Origin of the sequence: Tessaracoccus sp. MC1679, from assembly GCF_014164775.1 — a bacterium.
GTDB lineage: Bacteria > Actinomycetota > Actinomycetes > Propionibacteriales > Propionibacteriaceae > Arachnia.
In genome coordinates this window covers 299,784-325,328 of the sequence record NZ_JACJGB010000002.1, presented here as the reverse complement: position 1 = coordinate 325,328, position 25,545 = coordinate 299,784, and the positions used below count along the sequence as shown (strand labels likewise).

Here is a 25,545-nt window from a genome sequence, read left to right as displayed (position 1 = left end):
GATGCGGCGTTGCGGGCCTCGAGTCAGCGGGATCCCCGCCCGGGCTGGGTGCCTGGCGGGGATCGCGTGACGAGCCGACCGATCTGGTCAGGAGGAGTGGTGAGCCTCCATGCCGGAGAATCCCTGATGCATGCCGGGGTTGCGCGTGCCGTCGAAGCCCATGTCTGGCTGGGCCATCATGCGGACGTGGCTGGCGAACTCGCGTCCGGTGGTGGGCTCGGCCGCTCCGGCGGTGGCGGCGGTCATCGCGACCACCGCCGCGGCGGCGGTAACGAGGGCAGCGATCTTGCGCGTGGTGATCATGTGGTCTCCTTCATGTCGGTGCCGGTCGATCCGGCCGATAAGACCACTGTCCCGCGACAATGTATAGATCCGTTCAACTATCCCCTCCGCTTTTGATCAAGAAGTCTGAGGGCCTGGGTCCCACGATTCAGAGTGGGGCTTGGGCAGGCGATCGGCGGCGACATCCTGGTGCTTGGCTCAACGCTCGTCGGTGTCTTGTTGCATCTGGGTGAGGAAGTGCTCGCCGCGTGCGGGGTAGGTGCGTGGACTCGGGTGAGCCTACTCTTCGCCAGGGCCAACTCCCGGACGGGCCTGGCCTGAGCTTTCTGGTCGTAGCCACCTGTATCCCAAGCCAGAAGCAGGCGCCTCCTGTCCCTCCACCATGCTGAGCCACTCCACGGGTGGATCAAGGCTCAGGGAGTTGGTGTTGCTAGTTCCGCCTGCCTTCAGTGGCGGGTTCGCCGGGAACCGCTGGCAGGGAGGGTGATCGTGAATCGGGCGCCGGTGCCGGGGCCGGCACTGTCCGCGGTGAGGGTCCCGTGGTGGGCCTCGACGATGGCGCGGGCGATGGTCAGCCCAAGGCCGGAGCCAGGGCTGTCCGCAGCCTTCGCGAAGCGGCGAAAGATCTGCCCCGCTTCGGCCGGGGTGAGGCCGATGCCGGTGTCGGTCACTGTGATGACCGCCGCGTCCCCGGACGGGCTGGGCCGACCGGCCATGGTGACGGTGCCGCCGGCCGGGGTGCAGCGGAGCGCGTTGTCGAGCAGGCTGCCGAGGACTTCCTGGATTCGTTCGGGGTCGACCAGCACGCGAGGAGTGCTGTCAGCGACGGAGGCGTCAAGCCGGACGCCGGCGGACCGGTAGCACTCCGAATGCGCCCCAACGGCCGCGTCGATCAAGCTGGGGACAGGAACGGGTTCGGCGCTGAGGAGCAGTTGACGTTCCTCGGCGCGGGAGACGACCTCGAGGTCGGCGACGAGGCGGCGGAGCCGGGTGCTCTGGGCGGCGAGGGTGTCCCAGGTTTGGTGGTCGGCGGGCAGCACGTCGTCGCGGACGGCCTCGATGGTGGCTTCGATGGAGGCGATGGGCGTGCGGAGCTGGTGGGCCAGGTCGGCGGTGAGTGCGCGGCGGGTGTCCTCGGTGGCCTGGAGTCGCTCGGCCAGCTCGTTAACCGACGCGGCCAGGGTGGCGAACTCGGGGCCCATACCGGGATCGAGCACGCGGGCGTCCAGGTCTCCGTCCGCCAGTCGACGGCTGGTGTCAGCCGCGTCCCACACAGGAGCGGCGAGCCGGCGGGCCACCACCCAGCTGATTGTTGCGGCCGTGAACGCCGCGGCAGCGATGCCGATCCCCACGGCCACGAGGACGGCGTCCTGAACCGCCATGAGAATGTGTTGGAGGGCGTCTGAGTCGGTCGCGACGCCCGCCCTGTCCAGGTGGAGCTGGAACACCGACGGGGTGACCAGGAGCACCACTACGAGCACTGTGCCGGCGCCGGCCAGGATGACGAGCACGTTGTTGAGGAGGAGTCGGGGGGCCAGGGCGAGTCGTGCCAGTCGCGGCTCCTTTCGGTGGGCGGTCATCCCGGGCCCATCCGATAGCCGACCCCACGGACGGTGAGCACGTAGCGGGCGTCGCGGGGGTCGTCACCGAGCTTGCGACGCAGGTGGCCGACGTGGATGTCGACAAGGTGCTCGTCGCTCGCGGCCGAGCCCGTCGTGTCCTTCCAGACGCGGTCGAGCAACTGTTGGCGGGTGAACACGATGCGGGGACTCCCGCTCAACGCCTCCAGCAGGTCGTACTCGGTGCGCGTCAACGCCACCAGTGAGCCGGCAACCCGCACTTCGCGCGCCGGAACGTCCACCGTCAGGTCCCCGAAGACGCGTGCCTCCGGGGCTTCCTGTGCCGTGGCGCCGGCTGGGGTCCGCGGTCGCCGTAGCAGCGTCCTGACCCGCGCGACCAGTGCTCGGGCGGAGAAGGGTTTGGTGACGTAGTCGTCGGCTCCCACCGCGAGCCCGATGAGCATGTCCACCTCGTCGGCGCGCGCGGTCAACATCAGGACGTAGCAGCTGCTGAACGTCCGCAGCTGCCGGCACACCTCGACGCCGTCCATGCCGGGCAGCCCCAGGTCGAGCACAACCACGTCAGGCTCTGATTCCCGCGCGAGTGCGAGCGCCGTCTCGCCGTCGCCGGCGGTGCGCACGGTGAACCCATCCGTGGTCAGGTAGCCCTCCACCACCCTGACCAGGCTGGGTTCGTCGTCGACCACCAGGACGCTCGGCTGCTTGTCAGAACCCACGCTCAAGCGTCCTCCTCAGCGACGAACTCGCCGTGCCACGTGTGGTACCAGACCGCCCCGGTGGTGGCGTTGACCGACAGCATGCCCACTGTTGTACCGCCCGAGGCGGTGTCGAGGGTGTAGTACCCCGGATACTCCATGGCCGTCCCTGCCGCCGTCTCACCGGCGGCATTTGCCTGCAGCCATCGGTTGGCGATCGTGTCGGCCTCATCAGCGGACATGGCCGCGGTCCGGCTGCCGGTGTTCCACATCATGGCCGGCCCGTACTCGGTGGACACCGCGCCGGTTGCCGGGTCCACGAGCACCTCGGTGGTGGCCTCACCGGAGGCGTCCCTCAACTCGACGTAGAAGTTGTTGGTGAACTGCATCACCTCGCCCGGTATGAGCCCACTGACCGCCGCAGCCTGCGTCGCGCGAGCTCTTGCCTGGGTGATGGTGTCGACCCGGACGCCGTCGCCGGCCAGCCACACCCCGCCGCCCATCATGGAGCCGCTCATCATGGAGCCGCCCCCGGCGCCCATCATTCCGCCCGACGGTCCGACCCACCCGCGACCGTTGGCTCCCATCATCGGACCATGCCCGTCCCAGTTCGGCGCGACACCGGCAGCGCCAGGGTAAGGGCGAGCACCTCCCCAAGCGGCCAAGACCACCGAGCCTACGAACAGCACGCTCGCGACCACCAACACCAGCCACGCCAGCCAGCGTGGGCCGGCCTGAGTCAGGCCCCGCCCAGTCATCGGCGTTCACCCCGGGCCGAGGCCAGCGCAGCCCGCTGCACCTGATACGTCTCGACGTCAATCTCGCCGCGGGCGAACCGACGATCCAGGATCTCCTCCGGCGTCTCCGGCCCGGGCTGCATGCCGCCACCGTAGGGGCGCGTTGGCAAGAGCCTGGTCACCGCCCACACCACCAGACCGATTAGCACCGCCCACAGCAGCACCATACCGACCATGCCGCCCCACCCCATCCCGCCAAAACCGCCGTAACCCATCATGTCTATCCTCTTGGACCGAGTGGGTGGTCCCGTGACCACCCGATGGAACAAGCTTGACCGTCACACGTAAGGATCCTCGCGCCTGCGGAGTAAAGATTCCCTCGGGTCTGTCAAGTTTTCGGTGTATCTCATGGTTGTTTGACTCTCAGTATCGGCGGCCGGCGGAGAGCCGACCGTCGAAGGTGATCTCGAACGCGTTGAGGGCTCCCTTCCAGCGCTGTGTCCAACGGGCTCTTCCCTTGCCGGTGGGGTCCAGTGCCATCACGGCGAGGTAGACGCACTTGAGTGCGGCCTGCTCGTTGGGGAAGTGCCCGCGGGCTTTGACTGCTTTTCGGATCCTGGCGTTGACCGACTCGATCGCGTTGGTGGTGCATACGATCCGGCGGATCTCTTTGTCAACTGCAGGAACGAGACGAACCTCCGGCCACGCGTTCTCCCACAAGCGCACGATCGCCGGATACTTAGCACCCCACTGCTCGGTGAACTCCAGGAACCGGTCCTCGGCCGCGGACACGGTGTCGGCGGTGTAGATGGGCCGCAGCGCGCGGGCCAGCTTGTCCCAGTCCTGCCTTGCCGCGTAACGGAACGAGCCGCGGATCAGGTGGACCACGCAGGTCTGCACGATCGTTTGCGGCCACACGTTCCCCACCGAATCCGGTAGACCTTTCAGTCCGTCGCACACCAGCATCAACACGTCGGTGACGCCGCGGTTCTTGATCTCGGTGAGCACCTGCTGCCAGTACTTCGCGCCCTCGCCGCCGTCACCGGCCCACAGCCCGAGGATGTCGCGGTTCCCGTCGACAGTGACCGCCAACGCGACGTAGATCGGCCGGTTCGCGACCTGACCGTCACGGACTTTGACATGGATCGCGTCGATGAACACCACCGGATACACCGGGTCCAGCGGCCGGTTCTGCCACTCGCCCATCGAGTCCAGGACCTTGTCGGTGATCGTCGAGATCGTGGTCTTCGACACCTCAGAGCCATACACATCGGCCAGATGCGCCGCGATATCGCCATGGGTCAGCCCACGCGCCGACAGCGACAACACCACATCCTCGATCGCCCCCAGACGCCGCTGCCGCTTCGCCACCACGACCGGCTCAAACGAGCCCGCCCGATCCCTCGGCACAGCGATCTCAACCGGGCCGGCCTTCGTCAGCACCGTCTTCGACCGGGTCCCGTTACGGGCGTTGTCGCTGCCCTCGACCCGCTCGTGCTTGTCATAGCCCAGATGCGCGGTCATCTCGCCCTCCAGCGCCGACTCCAGGACCAGCTTGGTCAGCTGCGCTAACAGCCCGCCCTCGCCCTCCACCGACAGCCCCAGCCGCTGCGCGTCGCCCACGAGCTGCGCCACCAAATCTCTGTCCACCAGCGGGGCCGTTCCCGTCGCCGTCACCTGGTCCTCGACCTCCATCACGACCGCCTCAGCGACCGGCTCAACCTGCATCCTCATCGGGTACCTCCTAGATCGGAGTTACACCGGAAAACGTACAGTCCCAGTCCAGACCCAGGATGGCCGCGATGGAGCAGGACCATCCGTGCCTATCGCCCGGGATCCCGCCCCCGCCAAAAGTAGCGATTCGGCCCTCCCTCCACACCCATCCCGCGCAGATGTCCCGGAGATAGAAGCTCATGGTTGCGCGCGGGCAGACACGCACCCGCAGCGCCCGCAGTTCCACCCCCAATGTCGGATGTGGAACTGCGGGCCGAGAAGCGGCTGCTATTTCGAGGACCGCACCGTCGATCAGGATGGAGGGTCGCCCAGCCGGGTCAGTGCTCCGCGTGGCCGCCCTCGGCTCCGGTGGCGTAGTCGGGGACGGTGACGCTGGTAGTGGCGGGTCCGGGCGTAGGCGGTTGCGGGCTGTAGCTGATGCCGTTTGGCTTGTCGCCCACAGACACAGTCGAGACGGTCTGGTTGGTCGACAGGTCGATCACGGAGACGGTGTCGTCATAGAGGTTGGTCACCCAGGCCCGCTGCCCGGTCGGTTCGATAACCACCCCGTGCGGGCCAGCCCCCGCGGCGATGGTGTCCTCGATGGTCATGGAGGCCGGGTCGATCACGGACACGGTACTGCCAGGGGCGCCCTCGGTTCCCTGGTCGGCCGACAGCAGGCGGGTCCCGTCCGCGGTCAGGTACAGCTGGACCGGCGGCGACGGAACCGACACCGATCCCGTGACCTTCTGCTCCACCAGGTCGACCTTCACCACAGAACTGGACCCGACCAGGCTCACGTAGGCGTACCGCCCGTCCGGTGCGACAGCGACCTGCGGAGGGGAGTCCCCGACCGGGATCGTCGCGGTGACTTCATAGGTGTCAGTGTCGACCACGTCGACAGTGCCCGCTGTGGTGTTGGCCACGACCACCGCCGCACCGTCCGGGGTGGGACGCAGGCCGTGCGGCCCGGCACTGAGGTCAACGGTGGCCCGGAGCTCCAGCGACTCGGCGTCGTAGACGCTCAGCGTGTCATCCCCCGAGTTCGTGACAAGGACCTGCTCACCATCAGGACTAACGACCACATGCGCAGGGTTCACACCGGTCGGAGCGGTCCCCAACAGCTCATACGTCGCGGCATCCAGCGCCACCACAGCGTTGGCGTGACCACTCACAGCCCAGACCGTGCCCCCATCAGGGCTCACCTGAACATTGTGAGGACTCTCGATCCCGCTCACCGTGGTCACCACGACACCTGTGTCCGCGTCGATAGCCGACAAGGAATCACCGTCCTCGCTGGCAACCCACACCGTGCCCCGGATCGCCATCGGTTCTTGGGATCCGGCGCCTCCCTCACCGGCAGCGCCCTCATCGCTCTGCGTAGCGGCGGCACTGCTCAACGGCGCAGCCGAACCAGCAGCCGGTGCATCCTGCCCACAGGCAGTCAGCGTCAAGGCGGCCATCACAAGAACGGTGAGGAACAGGGGGCGGCGCAGACCGCCATGGCGAACGAACACGGATTTCTCCTAAGAACATGTAGAAATGTAGGACCACTATGACGCCCCAGTCGTCTGCCTTCGATGCTCATCCGGTCAAGGTTCCGTCAAGGACACATCGCCTACCCGGGGAAGTCGGGGAAGTCCCGCGAAGCATTGGTTCTCGCGCTGGGCGGTGGCAAGCCGCTCCACCTCTGACGCCGCAGATCGACCCGCGTATTACATCGGATCACCCAGAGAATCCGGTGAGCGTCGGCTGCCGACGGCGACAGCAGCTCGTCTCCTGCGACGACGTGCCGCTGCCGCCGCGCGAGTGGAGTCACGACCGCTGCGGCCTGAGTTCCGCGCGTGGTGTGAACCTGCCGACCTCTGAAACCACGATCTGCAGCTGATGGCCCAGTGTGGCCACGCAGGTCGCTGGACCCCAGGACGGTCACAGTCACACCCAGGCCGGTTGGCGCGTCGGGGTTCGCGCCCCACTCCCTGCGGGCGGCATTCGTCACGTAGGCCGGGAAACGTGACGCCACCTCACCGCAAGATCGCCGCCAGACCCGCCTGGGTTCCATCGGCATCAACACCCGAGGACGCCTGGGAGGAACACACCGCCACCCAACTCCCTGATGTGCAAGGTCGTGCCCTGCGGTGCTCAAGCCGTCGAATGTCAACCCGGGTCGGGCTCCGAGGCTCGGCCACGGACACTCGCCGACCTCACTCTCATGCTTGATATGTGGGTGATCTTCTGATTGACCGGCGCCTCTGTGGTGGGGGTGTCAGGATCGGGTGGAGGTGCCCTCAATGTCGCTGTTGCCGTGTTTGCTCCCTGCTGCTGATCGGGTGACGGGGGCGCCGCCGGGCAGCTTCGGTGACCCGTTGCTGGATGCCTATCTGGAGTTCCTGGTGGCTCGGGTGCGCCCGAACTCTGTGCTTGCTGCCTGGTATGACCTGAAGGTCTTCTTCGGCGTCGTGGGGAAGCCGGTGGTTGCGGTGACCCCGGCGGACGTGTTCGGGAGAGGAGAGTTGCTGGCCGATCCGATCCCCGACGCCGTCGCCGCCTTACTCGCCGCCGCCGGCGGCACCATCAGTATGGCGACCATCGCACCGGAACTCCCGGGCGCCATGGATGCGATTCAGGTGTTGCTCGCCAACGGTTGCCTTCCGGCCATCGGTCATACCGCCGCCAGCTACAACATCACCAAGGCCGCCATCGAGGTGGGCGCTACAGGGGTCACCCACATCTTCAGCGCGATGTCACCGCTGGGCCACCGCGACCCTGGGCCGATCCTGGCGTTCCTGGACGACTCGCGGACCACGGTCGAGTTGATCTTCGATGGCATCCACGTGAGTCCCGCACTGGCGGCCTACCCGATGCGCCTGCTGCCGAACCGGGTCGTCCTGATCACCGATGCCATGGCGGCCGCCGGGGCCCCGGACGGCGATTACCAGCTGGGCGCTCTGCCGGTCGAGGTCAGCGATCGGGTGGCTCGACTGACCGGACTCGACACCATCGCCGGCAGCACCCTCACCCTCGACAGGGCGGTACGCAACGCCGTCGCCTACGGAATCCCGCTTGCCCAAGCGGTCCGCAGCGCCACCATCCTTCCCGCCGAGTACCCTCAACCTCCACAACGTCGGAAGAGTCGCAGCAGGAGCCAGAGCCGACCTGGTCGCCCTCGACGACGACGCGAACGTCACCAGGGTCATGTACGGCGGAACCTGGCAGTAGCCGCCCACCGGCATGGCACCCCCGCCAGATTGACTTCCATCGATTCGACTAGGCTAGAGTTCACATCGACGGTCTTCGATGTGTCTTCGAGAGGAAATCATGGTCAATATCCGAGTTTTCGAGCCAGCGTTGTGCTGCAACACCGGGGTGTGTGGTGAGGACGTGGACCAGGCGTTGGTGAACTTCTCCGCCGACCTGGACTACGTGAAGCAACAGGGCGTCGACATCACCCGGCACAACCTGGCCAACGACCCGACGGCGTTCGTGGAGAGCCCAGCGGTGATGAGCTTCCTTCAGGCGGCCGGATCGGAGGGGCTTCCCCTGGTCCTGGTTGACGACGTGACCGTGCTGACCGGCAGTTACCCCACGCGTGAGATGCTCGCCCGCTACGCGGGCCTTGGCACACCCACTCTTCGTCCGCGTTTCAGCTTGGCCACCGTGGGTGGCGGCTCCTGCTGCGGCGGCGGCGGTTGCTGAGGCTGTGGACATGAAATTCCTCAGCAGTCCCACGCGCTTCCTCTTCTTCACCGGCAAGGGCGGCGTGGGCAAGACCTCGATCGCGTGCGCCTCGGCGGTGCAGCTCGCCGAAGCCGGACGTCGCGTGCTTCTGGTGAGCACCGACCCGGCGTCCAACGTCGGTCAGGTTTTCGGCCAGACGATCGGCAACACCATCACGGCAGTGACGTCGGTCCCCGGCCTGGACGCCCTGGAGATCGACCCCGAACAGGCCGCCGCCGACTACCGTGAGCGAATCATCGGCCCCGTTCGAGCCTTCCTGCCCGCACGTGAGATCGCCGAGATGACCGAACAGCTGTCCGGATCATGCACCACCGAGATCGCATCGTTCAACGAGTTCACCGGACTGCTGGCCGACCCGACGCTGGTCGCCGACTACGACCACGTCCTGTTCGACACCGCCCCCACCGGTCACACCATCCGGCTCCTGAAGCTGCCCGGCGACTGGACCGGCTTCCTCGACACAGGCAAGGGTGACGCCTCCTGCCTGGGCCCCCTGTCCGGACTGGAGAAGCAACGCACCCTCTACGGCGGAGCGGTGACGGCACTGGCCGATCCTTCGGTCACCCGCCTGGTGCTGGTCGCCAGGGCGCAGGCCTCCAGCCTTGCCGAGCTCGCCCGGACCGCCGAGGAACTGAGCGAGACCGGCATCAAGCCCAGCAACGTGGTGATCAACGGGGTGCTCCCCGATACCGCTGGAGCCGACGACAGCCTGGTCGTCGCCATCCGGGAACGGGAGCAGGCCGCCGTCGCCGACATGCCGGCCTCGTTGGCGGGGGTCCCTCGCGATGTCATCGAACTCAAGCCCGACAACATGGTCGGCCTCGCCGCGCTCCGGTCATTGTTCGACGGCTCAACGACGCTTCCGATGGACTCAGTCAGCTACTTGCGTGAGGACATCGCCCCCTCGTTGAACGACATGGTCGACGACCTTGCCGCCCCCGGGCATGGGCTCATCATGTGCATGGGCAAGGGCGGCGTCGGGAAGACCACCATCGCCGCGGCGGTCGCCACCCGCCTCGCCGAGTTGGGCCACGAGGTCCACCTCACCACCACCGATCCTGCCGGGCACCTGGCACACACCATGGGGGAAGGTGACGCGCTACCCACCCTCACCATGTCGCAGGTCAATCCCGCTCAGGCAGTCCAGGAGTACCGCGATCACGTCATGGCCACCAAGGGCAAAGACCTTGATGAGGCTGGCCGGGCCCTCTTGGCCGAGGACCTGCTGTCCCCCTGCACCGAGGAGGTCGCGGTCTTCAAGCAGTTCTCCCGACTAGTCAACCAAGCGCGTCGCACGTTCGTCGTGATGGACACCGCGCCCACCGGCCACACCCTGCTGCTCATGGACGCCGCCGGCTCCTATCACCGCGAGATCGCCCGCAACATGCCCGAAGGCGCCCACTACGCCACCCCCATGATGCGACTCCAGGACCCCGACTACACCAGGATCCTGCTCGTCACGCTGCCGGAGACCACGCCCGTCCTCGAGGCGGGCATCCTCGAGGACGACCTGAAGCGGGCCGGCGTCCAGCCCTGGGCCTGGGTGATCAACCAGTCGCTTGCCGCCGCCACCACCACATCACCCCTGCTCCGTCACCGGGCAATCCAGGAACAAGGACCTGTCGACTCCGTACGGGCCCGCGCCAAGCGGCTCGCCATCGTCCCCCTGCTGCACGAGGAACCCATCGGACCCAAGCGGCTCGCCCGCCTGGCCTCCTAGGAAACCACGGCGCACGGCCCAGTCTTCGACCGCATCACACCTACCCACCACGAGGAGCCCTGACCACATGCTGAATCCAACCCTCCAGGCGCCGGCTGACGCCGAAGCCGAGGTGCACGCCGCCGCTAGAGCGTTCGGTGCGGCGCTGAAGTCCAGCAACGAGTTCACCGCCCTGCTGGCCGCCGACGAGGCCGTCTCCACCGACGCCGAGGCGAACGCCGCAATTGCCGCGTTCGAACAACTCCAGCAGGAGTTTCGGGCGGAGATCACGGTGGGAGTCCTGACCGACGCCCACCGCGCGGACCTGGAGCGCAGCCAGGAAGCGATGCTCAGCGTCCCGACGGTTGCCGCCTACGCGGCGGCCATGTCAGCGTTCCAGGATGTGTGTCGCGACACGGCATCCGTCGTGACCGCTGAGGTCGGCATCGACTTTGCCGCCAACAGCCGCTCCGGCGGCTGCTGCGGCTGACAGGAGAAGACAATCATGCTGACCCCCGATCTCCACGACGCTGCCCTGACGTTCGGCCGCGCACTCCGCCAAGCCCCCGCCGTAGCCGCCTACCGGGCCGCAACCGACGCCTTGGCCGACGACCTTGAGGCGCAACAGACCATGATGGCCCTCCGTGGCCCGCAGGCCAGTCTCGTACGGACGCAACAGGCCGGACTGCCACCGAGCCAGGAACAGGTCAACCAGCTGCGCCGCAGCCAGGAGAAGGTCCGGGCCAACGAGGTCATCATGAACCACCTGCGGGCCACCAACGCCGTCAAGGCCTACCTGCCCACGGTGGCTCGTGAGGTGAGTGGTGCACTCGGCGCGGACTACCCGAGCCTGATCGCACCAGCCTCCGGCTGCTGAACTCGCCAACCGCTGCCCTCGTGGTTCACGAACGGCCATGTCGTCGAGGGCGAGGAGCGGCGCCGCAAGGGTGTCCACGCCAACGCGGCGATGTGGACGGACCCGACCCTGAAGAACACCTGCCTGATCGGCCCCTGTGGGGGGAAGCGTCAGCTTCTACGACACCAGCGTGACACTGAAGCCGGCCTAGAAGGCTGTCCCAGGGCTGCGGGCATTCTTTGGTCGGTTGCGAATGGGGGTATGGTTCGTATCGATAGCCGTCGATGTGCAAGGGGAGGACCTGATGGATCTCGCGGCCGCTGACACCTCGGTGAAGCCTTCCCCCATTGAGCGGGCTAGGCCTACCGTCCTCTTCGTGTGCGTCCACAACGCCGGCAAATCGCAGATCGCCGCCGCAATCATGCGGCAGGGCGCAGGTGAGCGCGTCAACGTCAGATCAGCAGGAACTGCACCGGACGCGCAGGTGCACGACCTGTCCGCGTCTGCGGTCGCGGAACTCGGCGCGGACATGTCCGACCAGGTTCCGACCCGGCTCGAACCAGAGATGCTGACCGACGCAGACCGCATCATCGTGCTTGGAAGCGAGGCCCGTGTGGAGGCCGTCGAGGGCATGCGCGCAACGATCGACACCTGGGTCATCCCGGACCCCGCAGATCAGGGTATCGAGGGGCTAGATCGCGTCCGGCTGATGCGAGACGACATCGCGGAGCGGGTCCACGACCTCCTTGATGAGATGGGCATGACCGGAGGGAACCCGCTCCAGGGCCAGGTGGCGAACTCCTCCAGCCGCAACGAACCAGCACGCAGTACGAGAAAGCTCTCGACATGATCCGTACCCTGCCCCTCCTCGAGTGCGCTCCCGCCAGCAATGACGCACTCATGTCGGCTACCGACGCGGAGCGGCTGGCCGCCGTGCTCAAAGTGCTCGCAGATCCAGTCAGGCTCAGGTTGCTCCGATTGGTTGCAGACTCCCCAGATACCACGGCCTGCGCCTGCCACCTGCCCGACGCACTCGGCATCTCTCAGCCAACCCTGTCCCACCACCTCAAGAAGCTGGTCGAATCCGGACTTCTCGAACGAGACCAGCGTGGCCGCTGGGTGCACTACCAACTCCGCGCAGGAGCGCTCGGGCCTGTAGCGGAGTTCGTGTCGAGCTGCGAGCAATGAGCAAGCCCGCCGTCTCCAGTCACCTTCTTGGCCCGAATGGGAGCCGACGGGTGGCTTGATCGATCAGGAAGGGCTGATCAGCGGCAGGGAAGCTGACGCAAACCATCGGCCCGGCAATTTCGGGAGGCGTCCCTCCTGATGGGCGAGGACTCGGCGGCGGCTCGGGCCGGCCAGCCGGTCGGGTCCGGATACTGCCGACCTGTTCGCATGCTCGGGCACGGGGAGTTAGATGTTTCATGAGCCCCACGGCTGCTGATCCTCTGCGCGGACTCCCCGCGCGGCCTCATCCTGTCCGTCGCGAGCGTGTTCATGGCATCCGCACATCTGATGACTGTCGCCCCCGCAGCGACGCGAGAGCCCCCGCCTGCGGCAGCCAGGGTTCATGCCTCGGCAGCCGGGGCAGGATCACTGGTCCTGCTTCTCCTGAAGCAGGCTGAGCCTCTCGAGATACCCCTCGCGCGGGATGTAGCCATCGGCGAGACTGTCAGCCAGCACCGATTCGGTCGGTTGTTGGCGCTTGAGCGTCCCCGTGCCTGGGCCCGACAGAGGAACGGGCGACACGGCCCCGACTCCTGAGGACGAACAGGAAGACGGTGATGGCTATCAGGATGCGCGGGTCAGACCCTCGCAGTTGTCGGGGGGCTCTCAGGATGCGTGGGCCCTGACGAGGGCATCTCCGACGGGGATGGGCCGGAACAAGCGATCGAGGTCTTCAACACGCACCCTGATCAGCCGCACTCCAAACCGGGCTGCTGGCAGACGGCCAGCGGAGATACGACGACGTAGAGTGTCAACACTTACTCCGTAGTAGAGAGCAGCCTGTTGAAGGGATAGCCACTCGGCGCTGGGATACTTGCTGGCTTCGGGATGCGTAGCGACGGCCATTACGACAACTCCTTTGATGGCAGGGCGCGAGATTCGGTGGTGCCCCCCTCGCCGTGTTCTCTTGCTAGTAAGAACCCGGCCCGGAGCTGGACACAGCGTGAGCAACGGCGCCCTACTCCGGGCCTTGGTGCCCACTCGGTGCCCAAGCAGGCCACCGAGGCGCGAGGCGGAGGACCATCACCAGGCACCAACCGGACATGTGTCGACAGCTGACCCCGCCTCCCGTGGGAGCTGCCTGACCGGAGACGTCCGTCCACGCAAGCACCATCCTGACCACCGACCTGTCAACGATGCCCGGCGCGCCCAGGCATGTAGCGCTGTGCGGCCGCAGGGTCCTGGCGCCTGAATGCGGGACTCCCCTGTCCATCGCACCCAGGAAAATGATACGAGTGCCCCCACGAAGCGCACGCACTCCCAAAAAACTCGGGGCACATTCGGGGCACGAATCGCGTCTGGCACCCCGCTGTGCCCCAGAAATAGCGATTCCCGCCCTAGTCAGAGCGGGAATCGTGGTGGCGGAGGATACGAGATTCGAACTCGTGAGGGCGTTAACCCAACCCGCTTTCCAAGCGAGCGCCATAGGCCTCTAGGCGAATCCTCCACGCGAGACCCTACCGGAGGCGACGACGGCGACTCAAGTCGGACCGGGTGAAGGGTCAGAGCACCATCGCCGCGACCCACCCAGCGGCCAGCAGCGGCAGGTTGAAGTGCAGGAAAGTGGGGATGACGGTGTCTCGGATGTGGTCGTGCTGCCCGTCGGCATTCAGGCCCGCCGTGGGTCCGAGCGTCGAGTCCGAGGCGGGCGAACCGGCGTCGCCCAGGGCGCCTGCGGTGCCGATGATGGCCACGGTCGCCACGGGCGAGAATCCGAGCGAGACGCACAGCGGCACGTAGATCGCCGCGATGATCGGCAGCGTCGAGAACGAGCTGCCGATGCCCATCGTCACGAGCAGGCCCACCAGCAGCATGACGAAGGTCGCCATGCCCCGGTTGTCCCCGAAGATCGCTGCTGACCCCTCGACCAGCGGGGCGATCTGCTCGGTCGCGCGCATCACGGACGCGAATCCCTGGGCCGCGATCATGATGAGCCCGATGAGCGCCATCATGCGCATGCCGCCGGTGAAGACCTCGTCGGCGTCCTGCCACTTCACAGCGCCGGTGATGATGAACAGGCACAGGCCGAGCAGCGCGCCCACCAGCAGCGGATCGGCAGCGGATCCCGCGAGCGTCAGCCAGGTCTGGATCCCGAACGAGACGACGATGGCAGCCAGGGCGATGACGATGCGGAACGGCTTGATCTCGGTGGGCGCGTCGTGGTCGACGACGGCGTCCCGGTCGTAGTCGCGGGGGCGCCGGTAGGTGACGAACACGGCCACCAGGAGGCCGATCACCATGCCGAGGGCGGGGATGCCCATCGCGGACATGACGTTGACGTCGCTCACGTCCAGTCCGGAGGAGATGATGTTGCCGTAGAGGATGTCGCTGAGGAAGATCTTCCCGAAGCCGATCGGCAGGAACATGTAGGTGGTGACGAGGCCGAACGTCAGCACGCTCGCCACGGCGCGGCGGTCCAGTTGCAGGCGGTTCATCACGATCAGCAGCGGCGGGATGAGCAGCGGGATGAACGCGATGTGGACCGGGATGAGGTTCTGGCTCATGATCGCCATGGCCAGGGTTCCGGTCAGAAGGCCCGCGGTGGTCCAGCGGGTGACCTTCTGGGACGTCGTGAGGTCGTCCGAATCGAGCTTGCGGATCAGCCAGTTGGCGAGCAGTTGCGGCAGCCCCGAGTGGGCCACCGCCATCGCGAAAGCACCGAGCAGCGCGTAGCTCAGCGCGATCTTCGCGCCGCCGGCCAGGCCGTCCTGGAACGCCACCATGGTTGCCTCCAGGCCGAGGCCTGCGGCGAGGCCGCCGATCAGGGCGCCGAGAAACAGCGCGAGGACCACGTGCACGCGTGCCACCGACAGCACCAGCATCACGACAACGGACAGCACGACGGCGTTCATGACAGACCTCTGGGGGAGACGGCGGGGCGGGCGCAGACTATCGGACCGCCCCGCGACATTCGACGGCGGGACCCGTCAGCCGAGACCGGCGCGCAACGCGGCGTCGAGGCCCGGATCGACGGTTACCCGGCCCACGGGCCGGCCGTGGCCGAGCACGGGCTCCGGCTGCAGCTCCCGCAGCGCTGCCGTGTCGTGGCCCAGCGCTGCCAGCACGGCCACGAGTGCTGCGACGGCTGCCCTGTGGTCCCCGTCGCCCGCCTTCACCGCGACACCCGTGCCGTCCGCCAGACCCGCCGCGAAGCAGCCCTCCGCGCCCACTTTCGTCACCAGGCCCGGCACCTCGCGGTGGAGGACCAGCTCGTCGCGCCGCGTCCCCGACGCGTACTCGGGGTGGGCGCGGAAGGCCTCGGCCACCCGCAGCTCAGGCCCTGAGCGCGCACTCGCGAGTCGCCCGAACGCCCGCGACAGTCCAGCCAGGCTGAGGGGGAACGCCGGCGTGCCGCAGCCGTCGACCACCGGAACCCCGACGGGGTCGTCGGCCAGCTCGGAGATGGTGTCGCGGCAGGCGCGCTGCAGAGGATGGTCGGCCTCAAGGTAGGACTCGATGCTCCAGCCGGCCCGCACGCAGGTCCGCAGCATGCCGGCGTGCTTCCCGGAGCAGTTGTGCGCCAGCGGCTCCCTCCCGTTCCCGCCCGCCAGCCAGTCGGCCTGCGCGACGGCGTCCGACGGTACCCCGGGTGTGGTCTGCAGGTCCGCCGGCGAGAGGCCCGCGCCGTCGAGGATGCGGCGGACTCCGTCGAGGTGGAACGGCTCGCCCGAGTGCGAGGCGCCGACGAGGGCGAGCTCCGCGCCTTCGACGTCGAGCCCGTGGCGGAGCATCGCGACGGCCTGGAGCGGCTTGAGGGAGGAGCGGGGCAGGAGGGGGATTGACGCGTCGCCGGCCGCGAAGCGGAGCGCGCCGCCAGGTGAGGTGATGACGACCGATCCGTGATGCAGGCACTCGACGTACCCACCCCTCCACACCTGCGCGATCACCGGATCCTGACTGCTCACCATGGCCGCCAGACTAGGGCAGCACCCCGCCTCCAGCGTGAGGCCTCATCGGCTCCCGGGAGCCTCAGGGGATGGGGTAGAGTTGACGGAGGTTCCTCGCGCGGCGGTATCTCGCCCAACCCCCCCAGGGTCGGAAGGCAGCAAGGGTAAGTGAGCTCTGCTGGGTGCGCGAGGGACCCCTTTCTTTGCCGCTGGAATTGTCGGGCCTCTGGAATAGGGTGGGTCGCGTGGACGACTACGACGAGGACGAGTACGCCCCCATCGCCGACGAGGGGGTCGCGGCAGCTGATCTGCCCGGCTTCGAGCCGATGGACGGCCCCGGCCTGTTCGATGACCTGGAGCCTGAGGCCACCGTCGATGCGCCCGCGCTGCACGTGCCGCCGTCGAAGCTGAGCGCCGGCCCCCGCCGCGAGTCTCCCGCGTCACCCCTGGCCCTCTACCGTCGCTACCGGCCGGACGCCTTCTCGGAGGTGATCGGTCAGGACCACGTGACCGTGCCCCTGCAGCGGGCGCTGGCCAGCAACCGGGTCAACCACGCCTACCTGTTCTCCGGGCCGCGCGGCTGCGGCAAGACCACCTCGGCCCGCATCCTGGCGCGCTGCCTCAACTGTGAGCAGGGCCCCACGGACACGCCGTGCGGCACGTGTGACTCATGCAAGGACCTGGCGCGAGGCGGGCCGGGCTCCATCGACGTGATCGAGATCGACGCCGCCTCCCACGGTGGCGTGGACGACGCCAGAGACCTGAGGGAGCGCGCCTACTTCGCCCCCGTCGCCAGCCGCTACAAGATCTACATCATCGACGAGGCCCACATGGTCACCACGCAGGGCTTCAACGCCCTGCTCAAGCTCGTCGAGGAGCCGCCCCCGCACACCAAGTTCATCTTCGCCACCACGGAGCCGGAGAAGGTCATCGGCACCATCCGTTCGCGCACGCACCACTACCCCTTCCGGCTGGTGCCTCCGCGGATGCTGGTGGACTACCTGGCGGACATCTGCCAGAGCGAGGGTGTCGCGGTGGATCAGGCCGCCATCCCGCTGGTGGTGCGCGCCGGCGGCGGATCGGTGCGCGATTCCCTCTCTGTGCTGGATCAGCTGCTCGGCGGCTCGGGCGACGAGGGCGTCAGCTACACGCAGGCCGCCGCCCTCCTCGGCTACACCCCGGACGCGCTGCTGGACGAGATCATGGACGCCTTCGCGGCGGGGGATTCGGCCGGCGTTTTCCGGACGGTGGACAAGGTGATCGAGGTGGGGCAGGATCCGCGCCGGTTCGCCGAAGACCTGTTGCGCCGCCTCCGTGACCTGATCATCCTCGCCGCCGTGCCGGAGGCCGCCACCAACGGGCTGCTCGACGTGGCCGCGGATCAGGCGCAGCGCCTCCAGACCCAGGTGGCCGGCCTCGGGGCCGGAGAGCTCACCCGGGCCGCCGAAGTGATCGCCACCGGCCTCACGGACATGAGAGGCACCACCGCGCCGCGCCTCCACCTGGAGCTGATGTGCGCCCGGGTACTGCTGCCCGGAGCTGACGCGGACGAGCGCGGGCTGCACGCCCGGATGGACCGGCTCGAGCGGCGGGTCGGCATGATGGGCGACGGCGAGTCGGCCGCGAAGGTCGCGGATTGGGAGGACGTCGGGGAACCCACCCAACGTATCGAGACGCCCCGCGCCGCGGCCAGGTCGCCTCGGCCCACCCCTAGCCCCACTCCCGAGGCCGCGCCCGAACCTGCGCCGCCGTCGGCGCCGGCTGAGCGCAGGCCCGCAGGCGAGCCGCCGCGTCAGCGTTCCGCCGGGTCGCCGCCCGCCCAGGCCTCGGCAGCCAACCCCGGAGAGGCCCCTGCGCGGACGCCAGAGCCCACCCGGCCGCAGGCGCCGTCGGCCACCCCGGCCCAGCGGGCCGGCCTGAACGCTGCTGAGCTGCGCCGGGTCTGGCCCAACGTGCTGGAGGAGGTCAAGCGTCGCCGCCGCTTCACGTTCATGCTGCTCAGCCAGCACGCCCAGGTGCTGGACGTGACCGACGGCGTGTTGCACCTCGGGTTCACCCAGAGCGGACCCAAGGACAACTTCGGCAGTGGCGGAAGCCAGGACGTGCTGGCGGACGCGCTCATCCAGGTGATCGGCGTGGAGCTGCGGATCCAGGCCGTCATGGTCTCCGGCGAGGACGCGCCGTCGCAGCCCGTCCAACGCCCCTCCGGCGCGCCGGTGGCGCCTCCAGCCCCGCCCGAGCCGGCGGCCGTCGTCGCCCCGCCGGATCCGAGCCCGGAGCCGGAGGTCTCCACCGACGACGAGGTGCTGGACTCGGCCCACAACGCGGAGGAGTTGCTGAGCAACGCCTTCGGCGCCGAGGTCATCTCGGTGCGCGATCTCAACGAGCCGTGACGCCCACCTAAGCTTGCCCCAACCCACCGAGGAGTAGACGAACCATGTTTGGTGACTTCGACATCAATGCCCTCATGCAGCAGGCCCAGCAGCTGCAGGAGGATCTCGCGCGCGCCCAGGCCGAGCTCGCCGAGAAGACCTTCACCGCCTCGGCGGGCGGGGGCGTGGTGACCATCGCCCTCACCGGCGCCGGAGACATCGAGAGGCTCGACATCACGCCCGAGGCCTGGGACCCGGAGGACCCGGAGACGCTGTCGGCCCTCATCATCGCCGCGTTCCGTGCCGCCAAGTCCGAAGCGGACGCAGCCACCGCGGCGGCCATGCCGGACCTGCCGTCGATGCCGCCCATGCCCGGCCTCGGGGGCTGACCACGCCGTGTACGAAGGGCCCATCCAGGACCTCATCGACGAGCTGAGCCGATTGCCGGGCATCGGCCCGCGGGGGGCGCAGCGCATCGCCTTCTACCTCCTCGACGCACCGGAGGAGGAGGTCTACCTGCTCGCGGACACCCTGCGTCGCGTGAAGGAGTCCTCCCGGTTCTGCGAGGTCTGCTTCAACATCTCGCAGGAGGAGCGCTGCCGCGTCTGCCGGGATCCCCGCCGCGACCGTAGCCAGCTGTGCGTCGTCGAGGAGTCCAAGGACGTCGTGGCCATCGAACGCACCAACGAGTTCCGCGGCCTCTACCACGTCCTCGGGGGCTCGATCTCGCCCATCGACGGTCGCGGCCCGGCGGATCTGCACACCCGCGAGCTGTTCCAGCGCCTCGCCGACGGCGTGGTCAGCGAGGTGATCATCGCCACGGACCCGGACACGCAGGGGGAGGCCACCGCGTCCTACCTGAGCCGCATGCTCCGAGACTTCGGTGTGCGCGTCACCAGGCCGGCCAGCGGTCTGCCGGTCGGCGGTGACCTCGAGTACGCGGACCAGGTGACGCTCGGGCGGGCCTTCGAGGGTCGGCGCTCGATGTTCGGACCGGAGGACTATCCGGCGCAGCCCGCCGTCGTGACGGCGTCGGGTGAGGCTCCCGCTTAGGTTCGCCGGCTACCCCTGTCGCTTGGCCACGATGGCCGGTGACCAGGGGGTGCGGTTCCAGATCATCCAGACGTGAGGTCTGCGCCCGGCGCGCCCACCGCGTCGGCCAGGACGGCCACGGCCCGGCGGACGTCGCCCGGCTCGTGGCCCCCGTAGCTGAGCAGGAGCCCGGTGAGCCCTGGGTTCCCGGCCCACCCGTCGGCGAGGTCCGCGATGAGGAGCCCGCGCCGGCTGCAGTCCACGCGCACCGCGGTGGCTGCCTCGGCGGACATGTGAAGGACCAGTAGGTGTCCGGTGTCGGTCACGGAATCGACGACGGGGCCGAGACGGAGGTCGTCGACGCGGCGCGTCACCTCAGCCTGGGCGGCGTCCGCCCGGCGGCGGGCCCTGGCCAGGCGCCTGCGCAGGCCGCCGGTCTGCAGGTAGCGCGCCAAGGCCCGCTGCACGATGGGCGCCACTCCGCCGCCGAGTGCGGCCCGCGCCTCCAGAAGCTCGTCCTGCCACGACGGCGGGGCCACCAGGTAGCCCGTCCCGACGTCGCGGCCGAGAACCGCGGCGAAGGTGCCGAGGTGGGCCACCACGTCGGGCGCCAGGCTCCAGAGCGGGGGCAGGGGCGGCCCAAGGTGCCGGTACTCGGAGTCGTAGTCGTCCTCCACCAGCAGGACGCCGGTGCTCATCGACCAGCCGATCAGCGCCTGCCTGCCGGTGGCGTGCAGCGCGGTGCCGGCCGGGAACTGATGGTTGGGCGTGACCAGGACCAGGTCCAGGGGCAGCGCCCGGTCCAGCGCACCCAGATCCACGCCGTCGGCGCCGACGGGTACCGGGATGACCTCCACGCCCAGCACCTCCAGCACCCGGCGCAGGCCGGGGAAGCCGGGGCTCTCTACGGCAACACGGGGCCGCACGCCCGTGCGCCGGGCCACCGCCCCCAGGAGGAGGGCGAGTCCGGAGCGGGCGCCCGCGGTGACGATGACGGCCGAGGGGTCCACCGCCATGGCACGCATGAGGCGCAGGTGCTGAGCGATGGCGTCGGTCAGCTGTGGTCCGCCCGGCGAGACCGCGGCCCGCAGGGCGGAGCGCCAGAGGGCGTCATCCAGGGGGCGGGAGGATTCGTGCCCGGACGATAAGTCGAGCGGGGGGCGGTGCGGCGACGAGGGGGTGCGCCGGGCTGGAGCCGGGGTGCGAGGGGCGGCCGAGGACAGGTTGGGGGCCACACGCACTCCTGAGCGGTCCCGGGTGACCAGGTATCCCTCGGCTGCCAGCTGGTCGTAGGCCGCGCTCACCGTACCGCGGGCCACCCCGAGGGTCTCGGCGGCGGACCGGCTGGAGGCCAGCACGTCGCCGCTCGCGAGAGCTCCCGAGGCGATCAGTCCGCGTACCCCGGCCGCGATCTGCGTCGGGAGCGGGGCGGCGCCCGGAGTGCGATCCAGTGCAAGCGTGGAGAGCGCGTCCGACTCCATGGCCCCACCCTACAACTGGCCCAACAAACTGGAAAGGGTCTGGCTCTTGTCTGGTCCAGAAACGGCGGCGAAGATCGTGCCCATGACTGCTACCGATGCACCTGTGTCCCCTCGCGCCCTCGTCAACACCGGCCTCGCCGAGATGCTGAAGGGCGGAGTGATCATGGACGTCGTCACTCCCGAGCAGGCCCGGATCGCGGAGGAGGCGGGCGCGGTCGCGGTGATGGCGCTGGAGCGGGTGCCGGCAGACATCCGCGCGCAAGGCGGCGTGGCCCGGATGAGCGACCCCGATCTCATCGACCGCATCATCGAGACGGTGTCGATCCCGGTGATGGCCAAGGCCCGAATCGGCCACTTCGTCGAGGCTCAGGTCCTGCAGGCGCTCGGTGTGGACTACATCGACGAGTCCGAGGTGCTCTCGCCCGCGGACTTCGTCAACCACATCGACAAGACCCGCTTCGACGTTCCGTTCGTGTGCGGCGCCACCAATCTGGGTGAGGCGCTGCGTCGGATCACCGAGGGCGCGTCGATGATCCGCAGCAAGGGCGAGGCCGGCACCGGCGACGTGTCCGAGGCGATGAAGCACCTGCGCACCATCAAGGGCGAGATCCGCGCCCTCGCTGCGAAATCTGAGGACGAGCTGTTCGTTGCGGCCAAGGAGCTCGCCGCCCCCTACGAGCTGGTGCGGCGCGTGGCCCGCGACGGCGCGCTCCCCGTCGTGCTGTTCGTGGCCGGCGGAATCGCCACCCCGGCCGACGCCGCGATGATGATGCAGCTCGGCGCCGACGGCGTGTTCGTGGGCTCCGGCATTTTCAAGTCCGGCAACCCCGAGCGGCGGGCCAAGGCCATCGTGGCCGCGACCGCCCACTTCGCCGATCCGTCGGCGATCGCGGAGGCGTCGCGGGGTCTGGGCGAGGCCATGGTGGGCATCAACGTGGCCGACGTGCCTGCCCCGCACCGGCTGTCCGAGCGCGGCTGGTGATTGTCGGCATCCTGGCGCTCCAGGGCGCTGTCCGGGAGCACGCGGCCGTGCTGCGGCTGCTGGGTCACAACGTGAGCCTGGTTCGAATCCCCGCCGATCTCGCCGGGGTGGACGGCCTCGTGCTGCCAGGGGGAGAGTCGACGGCGATCGCGAGGCTGGCCCGCCCGTCGGGGCTGCTCACGGAGATCCGGAACCGGATCGACGGCGGACTGCCCGTGTTCGGCACGTGTGCGGGGCTGATTCTGCTCGCCGACGATGTCGCGGACCCGGCCGCGCTCGCGGGGCTGCCCACCATCGGCGGGTTGAACGTGACGGTGCGGCGCAACGCGTTCGGGGCCCAGCTCGCGTCGGGCGAGGCCGACGTTGAGCTGACCCCGGCAGCTGCGCGAGCACGGTCGAGCGCCGCGATGGGGCATGCCCGGCCCGACCCGCCGTCGGGCCTGCCCGCACGCGAAAGAGCGCCCCACCGGATGAGGGGCGTGTTCATCCGGGCACCCAGGATCGAGCGGGTGGGTGCAGGCGTCGAGGTGATGGCCACCAGGGGGGACGAGCCGGTCGCGGTCCGTCAGGGCGCCGTCGTGGCCTGTACCTTCCACCCCGAACTGGTCCCCGACCCCACTCTGCATCGCCTGTGGCTGGGTGGAGTTTGAGCAAATGGAACGGGTCGCGGTGAATGTGATCGATCAAATGGGCCGCTGCGGGGGTTGACCCGTTCCATTTGCTCAACTCCCAGCGCGGCAGGGGCGGGGTCACCGAGTGTTCACCGAACGGTCACCTGAGGGTGGGGGAAGTCGTCGCCACTGTCGCGTTGGATGGTCGGGACCCACCGACCACCAAGAGGAGACCCTCCATGAAGCGCCTGCTTCCCATGCTCGGCCACACCCGCGGTAACCGCTCGCCCGTCACCTGCGAGCTCAAGTGCGGCAGCGCCTGCGCGCACCCCGCCCCGAACACCTCAGCCAACGAGTCCTTCCGCGACATCGTCAGCGGTGTGTTCTCCCGCCGCGCCGCGCTCGGCGCGGGCGCCGGAGTGACCGGCGCACTGGTGGTGGGCGGGTGGGCCCAGCCCGCTGCGGCCGACTTCGGCAACCCGCCCAACGGCGGCGGCAAGCTCCCCTTCACCGCGATCGAGCCGACGGCGCGCACCGTCGACACCATCACCGTGCCTGAGGGCTACCGGTGGGATCCGATCATCCGGTGGGGCGACCCGCTGTTCGTTGACTCGCCCGACTTCGACATCGCCAACCAGACCGGAGACTCCCAGGCGAAGCAGTTCGGCTACAACTGCGACTACCTCAACATCGTCTCCGACGGCCGTAACGACCGCTCCGGCTACCTCGTGACCAGCCACGAGTACACCAACGAGAACATCATGTTCCCGCCCGGGACCGACAAGCGCGACATCGTCGACGCCGCCCTGGCCGCCCACGGTCTGTCGGTCGTCGAGCTGACCCGAGCCAAGCAGGGCGACGTGTGGACCTACGTGCGCGGCGGCCGCCGCAACCGCCGCATCACGGGGTTCACCGAGTTCACCGTCAGCGGCCCGGCCGCGGGCTCGAAGCTCTTGAAGACCGACGACGACCCCTCCGGCACGAAGGTGATCGGCACCCTCAACAACTGCGCCGGCGGCACCACGCCCTGGGGCACCGTGCTCTCCGGCGAGGAGAACTTCAACCAGTACTTCGTCGGCACCGGCTCCACCGAAGAGCGCCGCTACGGCATCGGTACGGGGCGCACCTTCCGCCGTTGGGAGGATCACTACGACCGGTTCGACCTCACCAAGCCCGGCTACGCCAACGAGGCCAACAGATTCGGCTGGATCGTCGAGGTGGACCCCGAGGACCCGACGTCGACGCCCGTCAAGCACACGGCGCTGGGACGCTTCAAGCATGAGGCCGGCACCGTCGCGATCTCGAAGTCCGGCCACGCCGTCGTGTACATGGGCGACGACGAAGTCAACGACTACGTCTACAAGTTCGTCTCCTCCGCGAAGTACCGCAAGGGCGACAAGGCGCACAACATGCGCCTCCTCGAGGACGGCACGCTGTACGTGGCCAGGTACTCGGGCAACTCCCCGCAGTCCGAGATCACGGGTAACGGCGCGCTGCCCTCCGACGGTGCCTTCGACGGCACCGGCGAATGGATCGCGCTGGTCCGAGGCACGCAGTCGCTGGTGCCGGGCATGAGCGTCGACGAGGTGCTGGTCTGGACCCGCCTCGCGGCGGACAAGATGCGCGCCACCAAGATGGACCGTCCCGAGGACATGGAGCCCAACCCGCTCACCGGCAAGGTGTACTTGGCGCTCACCAACAACAGCAGGCGTGGCACCACGAGCACCGCCGACGAGGCCAACCCCGTCGCACCCAACCGTGACGGCCACGTCATCGAGATGACCGAGGCCTACGGCGACGCCGCAGCGGAGACCTTCAGGTGGAGCATCCTTCTCCTCTGCGGCGATCCGGCCTCCTCGAGGTCGGCCTACTTCGCCGGCTTCCCGGCCGACAAGGTCTCGCCCATCAGCTGCCCGGACAACCTGGCGTTCGACTCGGAGGGCAACCTCTGGATCTCCACCGACGGCCAGCCGGGCACGCTTGAGCTCTCAGACGCCCTGCACAAGGTGACCCTCACGGGCCCGGAGCGCGGCCGGGTGCAGCAGTTCCTGGGCGTCCCGGTGGACGCCGAGACCTGCGGCCCGGTCATCCACGACAAGGACCAGTCCGTGTTCGTAGCCGTGCAGCACCCGGGGGAGGACGGCAGCTGGGGCGACCACACGTCGTACTTCCCGGACCAGCTGCCCGCCGGCGGCCCCATCCAGGTGGGCGACAAGGTCGCGGTGCCCCGTCCGACCATCGTCCAGGTGACCCGCACGTCGGGCAACCGCTCGCGCAAGTGACATCTTGCCGATCCCTGAGGAGGCCGGCGTCGCGTAGCGACCGTCGGCTGTCTCGAAGGGTCGCGGGTCTGGCTCATCCCGGTCTGGCGTGGAGGTTGCGTCACGACCCTTCGAGACGGCCCACGCGCCTTCGGCGGTGGGCCTCCTCAGGGATCGAGGTGAGGCGCCCAGCGCGCCTTCGGCGGTGGGCCTCCTCGGGGATCGAGGGTTAGGCGCGGAGCGCCGCCGACCGCGTCGAAGCCTCCGGCGCACGGTGCTGGAACCTGTGGCCGGATCGGGCGACAGGGCTCACGTCCGCTTCGAGGCCGCTTCGCGGCTCCTCAGCCAGCGGGGTGGCCCGGCGCAGCGGCCGTGTGAATCGTCGGTGGGGT

General features: G+C 68.7%; 25 protein-coding genes, 1 tRNA gene and 1 other RNA gene. 14 read left to right on the top strand and 13 right to left on the bottom strand.

Annotated elements, in window-relative coordinates:
- Positions 1–87 precede the first annotated feature (87 nt).
- The 7 genes from H5398_RS04695 to H5398_RS04665 form a co-directional block, all read right to left on the bottom strand.
- The gene (locus tag H5398_RS04695) at positions 88–303 is read right to left on the bottom strand and encodes a hypothetical protein (protein ID WP_182799177.1); all 216 of its coding nucleotides are present in this window, start codon (positions 301–303) and stop codon (positions 88–90) included.
- Positions 304–728: 425 nt separating this feature from the next.
- Positions 729–1,862, bottom strand: a complete 1,134-nt coding sequence (locus H5398_RS04690; RefSeq protein WP_068752803.1) for a HAMP domain-containing sensor histidine kinase — start codon at positions 1,860–1,862, stop codon at positions 729–731.
- On the bottom strand, positions 1,859–2,578 hold the full coding sequence (locus tag H5398_RS04685; protein WP_245787919.1) for a response regulator transcription factor: 720 nt from the start codon (positions 2,576–2,578) through the stop codon (positions 1,859–1,861). Before H5398_RS04685 ends, H5398_RS04690 begins: the two co-directional genes overlap by 4 nt.
- Before the next feature lie 2 nt (positions 2,579–2,580).
- A complete protein-coding gene (locus tag H5398_RS04680) occupies positions 2,581–3,147 on the bottom strand; it encodes a hypothetical protein (RefSeq protein WP_218058969.1) in 567 nt (188 codons plus the stop codon).
- Between the two features lie 164 nt (positions 3,148–3,311).
- A complete protein-coding gene (locus H5398_RS04675; RefSeq protein ID WP_068752802.1) occupies positions 3,312–3,572 on the bottom strand; it encodes an SHOCT domain-containing protein in 261 nt (86 codons plus the stop codon).
- 145 nt (positions 3,573–3,717) lie between these two features.
- Positions 3,718–4,989 carry an IS256 family transposase gene (locus H5398_RS04670; RefSeq protein WP_370586057.1) on the bottom strand — a complete coding sequence of 424 codons (1,272 nt, stop codon included), beginning with the start codon at positions 4,987–4,989 and terminating at the stop codon, positions 3,718–3,720.
- Between the two features lie 356 nt (positions 4,990–5,345).
- Complete coding sequence (locus H5398_RS04665) at positions 5,346–6,524, bottom strand: beta-propeller fold lactonase family protein (protein ID WP_220489126.1); 1,179 nt, start codon at positions 6,522–6,524, stop codon at positions 5,346–5,348.
- A gap of 774 nt (positions 6,525–7,298) precedes the next feature.
- On the opposite strand from H5398_RS04665, the gene H5398_RS04660 reads away from it, so the two are divergent.
- The 7 genes from H5398_RS04660 to H5398_RS04630 all read left to right on the top strand — a co-directional run bounded on the left by H5398_RS04660 (position 7,299) and on the right by H5398_RS04630 (position 12,488).
- Complete coding sequence (locus H5398_RS04660) at positions 7,299–8,384, top strand: hypothetical protein (protein WP_182799176.1); 1,086 nt, start codon at positions 7,299–7,301, stop codon at positions 8,382–8,384.
- Positions 8,305–8,703 (top strand): arsenite efflux transporter metallochaperone ArsD, encoded by a 399-nt coding sequence (arsD, locus tag H5398_RS04655; RefSeq protein WP_370586052.1) that lies wholly within the window; start codon positions 8,305–8,307, stop codon positions 8,701–8,703. The genes H5398_RS04660 and arsD overlap by 80 nt, the downstream gene beginning before the upstream one ends.
- A gap of 10 nt (positions 8,704–8,713) precedes the next feature.
- Complete coding sequence (gene arsA / locus H5398_RS04650; RefSeq protein WP_182799175.1) at positions 8,714–10,465, top strand: arsenical pump-driving ATPase; 1,752 nt, start codon at positions 8,714–8,716, stop codon at positions 10,463–10,465.
- A 67-nt stretch (positions 10,466–10,532) separates the two neighbouring features.
- A complete protein-coding gene (locus tag H5398_RS04645) occupies positions 10,533–10,934 on the top strand; it encodes a YlbF family regulator (protein WP_182782073.1) in 402 nt (133 codons plus the stop codon).
- Between the two features lie 15 nt (positions 10,935–10,949).
- Entirely contained in the window at positions 10,950–11,321 is a 372-nt protein-coding gene (locus H5398_RS04640) for a YlbF family regulator (protein ID WP_182799174.1), read from the top strand.
- Positions 11,322–11,676: 355 nt separating this feature from the next.
- Complete coding sequence (locus H5398_RS04635; RefSeq protein WP_220489125.1) at positions 11,677–12,150, top strand: hypothetical protein; 474 nt, start codon at positions 11,677–11,679, stop codon at positions 12,148–12,150.
- Complete coding sequence (locus H5398_RS04630) at positions 12,147–12,488, top strand: helix-turn-helix transcriptional regulator (RefSeq protein ID WP_182782076.1); 342 nt, start codon at positions 12,147–12,149, stop codon at positions 12,486–12,488. The genes H5398_RS04635 and H5398_RS04630 overlap by 4 nt, the downstream gene beginning before the upstream one ends.
- A 405-nt stretch (positions 12,489–12,893) precedes the next feature.
- On the opposite strand, the gene H5398_RS04625 is transcribed toward H5398_RS04630, so the two are convergent.
- From H5398_RS04625 to H5398_RS04605, 5 genes are all read right to left on the bottom strand, one after another.
- A complete protein-coding gene (locus H5398_RS04625) occupies positions 12,894–13,049 on the bottom strand; it encodes a hypothetical protein (protein WP_182782077.1) in 156 nt (51 codons plus the stop codon).
- A gap of 84 nt (positions 13,050–13,133) precedes the next feature.
- On the bottom strand, positions 13,134–13,373 hold the full coding sequence (locus tag H5398_RS04620) for a helix-turn-helix domain-containing protein (protein ID WP_182799173.1): 240 nt from the start codon (positions 13,371–13,373) through the stop codon (positions 13,134–13,136).
- Positions 13,374–13,886: 513 nt separating this feature from the next.
- Positions 13,887–13,974, bottom strand: a tRNA-Ser gene (locus H5398_RS04615).
- Positions 13,975–14,029: 55 nt separating this feature from the next.
- On the bottom strand, positions 14,030–15,379 hold the full coding sequence (locus H5398_RS04610) for a Na+/H+ antiporter family protein (RefSeq protein WP_182799172.1): 1,350 nt from the start codon (positions 15,377–15,379) through the stop codon (positions 14,030–14,032).
- A gap of 75 nt (positions 15,380–15,454) precedes the next feature.
- The gene (locus tag H5398_RS04605) at positions 15,455–16,435 is read right to left on the bottom strand and encodes an asparaginase (RefSeq protein ID WP_182799171.1); all 981 of its coding nucleotides are present in this window, start codon (positions 16,433–16,435) and stop codon (positions 15,455–15,457) included.
- Between the two features lie 84 nt (positions 16,436–16,519).
- Here H5398_RS04605 and ffs point away from each other — a divergent pair.
- The 4 genes from ffs (at position 16,520) to recR (ending at position 19,839) form a co-directional block, all read left to right on the top strand.
- Positions 16,520–16,616: signal recognition particle sRNA small type (gene ffs / locus H5398_RS04600), an RNA gene on the top strand.
- 34 nt (positions 16,617–16,650) lie between these two features.
- The gene (locus H5398_RS04595; protein ID WP_370586051.1) at positions 16,651–18,807 is read left to right on the top strand and encodes a DNA polymerase III subunit gamma and tau; all 2,157 of its coding nucleotides are present in this window, start codon (positions 16,651–16,653) and stop codon (positions 18,805–18,807) included.
- A 44-nt stretch (positions 18,808–18,851) separates the two neighbouring features.
- The gene (locus H5398_RS04590) at positions 18,852–19,175 is read left to right on the top strand and encodes a YbaB/EbfC family nucleoid-associated protein (protein WP_182799170.1); all 324 of its coding nucleotides are present in this window, start codon (positions 18,852–18,854) and stop codon (positions 19,173–19,175) included.
- Between the two features lie 7 nt (positions 19,176–19,182).
- Positions 19,183–19,839 (top strand): recombination mediator RecR, encoded by a 657-nt coding sequence (gene recR, locus H5398_RS04585; RefSeq protein ID WP_182782081.1) that lies wholly within the window; start codon positions 19,183–19,185, stop codon positions 19,837–19,839.
- Between the two features lie 62 nt (positions 19,840–19,901).
- Here the strand turns inward: recR and H5398_RS04580 are convergent, their stop codons facing one another.
- Positions 19,902–21,299 carry a PLP-dependent aminotransferase family protein gene (locus H5398_RS04580; protein WP_182799169.1) on the bottom strand — a complete coding sequence of 466 codons (1,398 nt, stop codon included), beginning with the start codon at positions 21,297–21,299 and terminating at the stop codon, positions 19,902–19,904.
- 82 nt (positions 21,300–21,381) lie between these two features.
- On the opposite strand from H5398_RS04580, the gene pdxS reads away from it, so the two are divergent.
- The 3 genes from pdxS to H5398_RS04565 all read left to right on the top strand — a co-directional run bounded on the left by pdxS (position 21,382) and on the right by H5398_RS04565 (position 25,174).
- The gene (gene pdxS / locus H5398_RS04575; RefSeq protein ID WP_182799168.1) at positions 21,382–22,281 is read left to right on the top strand and encodes a pyridoxal 5'-phosphate synthase lyase subunit PdxS; all 900 of its coding nucleotides are present in this window, start codon (positions 21,382–21,384) and stop codon (positions 22,279–22,281) included.
- Positions 22,278–22,931, top strand: coding sequence for a pyridoxal 5'-phosphate synthase glutaminase subunit PdxT (gene pdxT, locus H5398_RS04570; protein ID WP_370586050.1), 654 nt, complete (start codon positions 22,278–22,280; stop codon positions 22,929–22,931). Before pdxS ends, pdxT begins: the two co-directional genes overlap by 4 nt.
- Positions 22,932–23,131: 200 nt before the next feature.
- Positions 23,132–25,174 carry a PhoX family phosphatase gene (locus H5398_RS04565; RefSeq protein WP_182799167.1) on the top strand — a complete coding sequence of 681 codons (2,043 nt, stop codon included), beginning with the start codon at positions 23,132–23,134 and terminating at the stop codon, positions 25,172–25,174.
- Positions 25,175–25,545: the final 371 nt, after the last annotated feature.

What these genes read in the sequence shown, in the direction of transcription:
- H5398_RS04565 (WP_182799167.1), top strand. Translation starts at nt 23,132, where the DNA reads ATGAAGCGCCTGCTTCCCATGCTCGGCCACACCCGCGGTAACCGCTCG.
- pdxS (WP_182799168.1), top strand. Translation starts at nt 21,382, where the DNA reads ATGACTGCTACCGATGCACCTGTGTCCCCTCGCGCCCTCGTCAACACC.
- H5398_RS04695 (WP_182799177.1), bottom strand. Translation starts at nt 303, where the DNA reads ATGATCACCACGCGCAAGATCGCTGCCCTCGTTACCGCCGCCGCGGCG.
- H5398_RS04580 (WP_182799169.1), bottom strand. Translation starts at nt 21,299, where the DNA reads ATGGAGTCGGACGCGCTCTCCACGCTTGCACTGGATCGCACTCCGGGC.
- arsA (WP_182799175.1), top strand. Translation starts at nt 8,714, where the DNA reads ATGAAATTCCTCAGCAGTCCCACGCGCTTCCTCTTCTTCACCGGCAAG.
- H5398_RS04590 (WP_182799170.1), top strand. Translation starts at nt 18,852, where the DNA reads ATGTTTGGTGACTTCGACATCAATGCCCTCATGCAGCAGGCCCAGCAG.
- H5398_RS04690 (WP_068752803.1), bottom strand. Translation starts at nt 1,862, where the DNA reads ATGACCGCCCACCGAAAGGAGCCGCGACTGGCACGACTCGCCCTGGCC.
- H5398_RS04670 (WP_370586057.1), bottom strand. Translation starts at nt 4,989, where the DNA reads ATGGAGGTCGAGGACCAGGTGACGGCGACGGGAACGGCCCCGCTGGTG.
- H5398_RS04680 (WP_218058969.1), bottom strand. Translation starts at nt 3,147, where the DNA reads ATGATGGGAGCCAACGGTCGCGGGTGGGTCGGACCGTCGGGCGGAATG.
- H5398_RS04610 (WP_182799172.1), bottom strand. Translation starts at nt 15,379, where the DNA reads ATGAACGCCGTCGTGCTGTCCGTTGTCGTGATGCTGGTGCTGTCGGTG.
- H5398_RS04675 (WP_068752802.1), bottom strand. Translation starts at nt 3,572, where the DNA reads ATGATGGGTTACGGCGGTTTTGGCGGGATGGGGTGGGGCGGCATGGTC.
- H5398_RS04640 (WP_182799174.1), top strand. Translation starts at nt 10,950, where the DNA reads ATGCTGACCCCCGATCTCCACGACGCTGCCCTGACGTTCGGCCGCGCA.
- H5398_RS04645 (WP_182782073.1), top strand. Translation starts at nt 10,533, where the DNA reads ATGCTGAATCCAACCCTCCAGGCGCCGGCTGACGCCGAAGCCGAGGTG.
- H5398_RS04630 (WP_182782076.1), top strand. Translation starts at nt 12,147, where the DNA reads ATGATCCGTACCCTGCCCCTCCTCGAGTGCGCTCCCGCCAGCAATGAC.
- H5398_RS04605 (WP_182799171.1), bottom strand. Translation starts at nt 16,435, where the DNA reads ATGGTGAGCAGTCAGGATCCGGTGATCGCGCAGGTGTGGAGGGGTGGG.
- H5398_RS04660 (WP_182799176.1), top strand. Translation starts at nt 7,299, where the DNA reads ATGTCGCTGTTGCCGTGTTTGCTCCCTGCTGCTGATCGGGTGACGGGG.
- H5398_RS04620 (WP_182799173.1), bottom strand. Translation starts at nt 13,373, where the DNA reads ATGGCCGTCGCTACGCATCCCGAAGCCAGCAAGTATCCCAGCGCCGAG.
- arsD (WP_370586052.1), top strand. Translation starts at nt 8,305, where the DNA reads ATGTGTCTTCGAGAGGAAATCATGGTCAATATCCGAGTTTTCGAGCCA.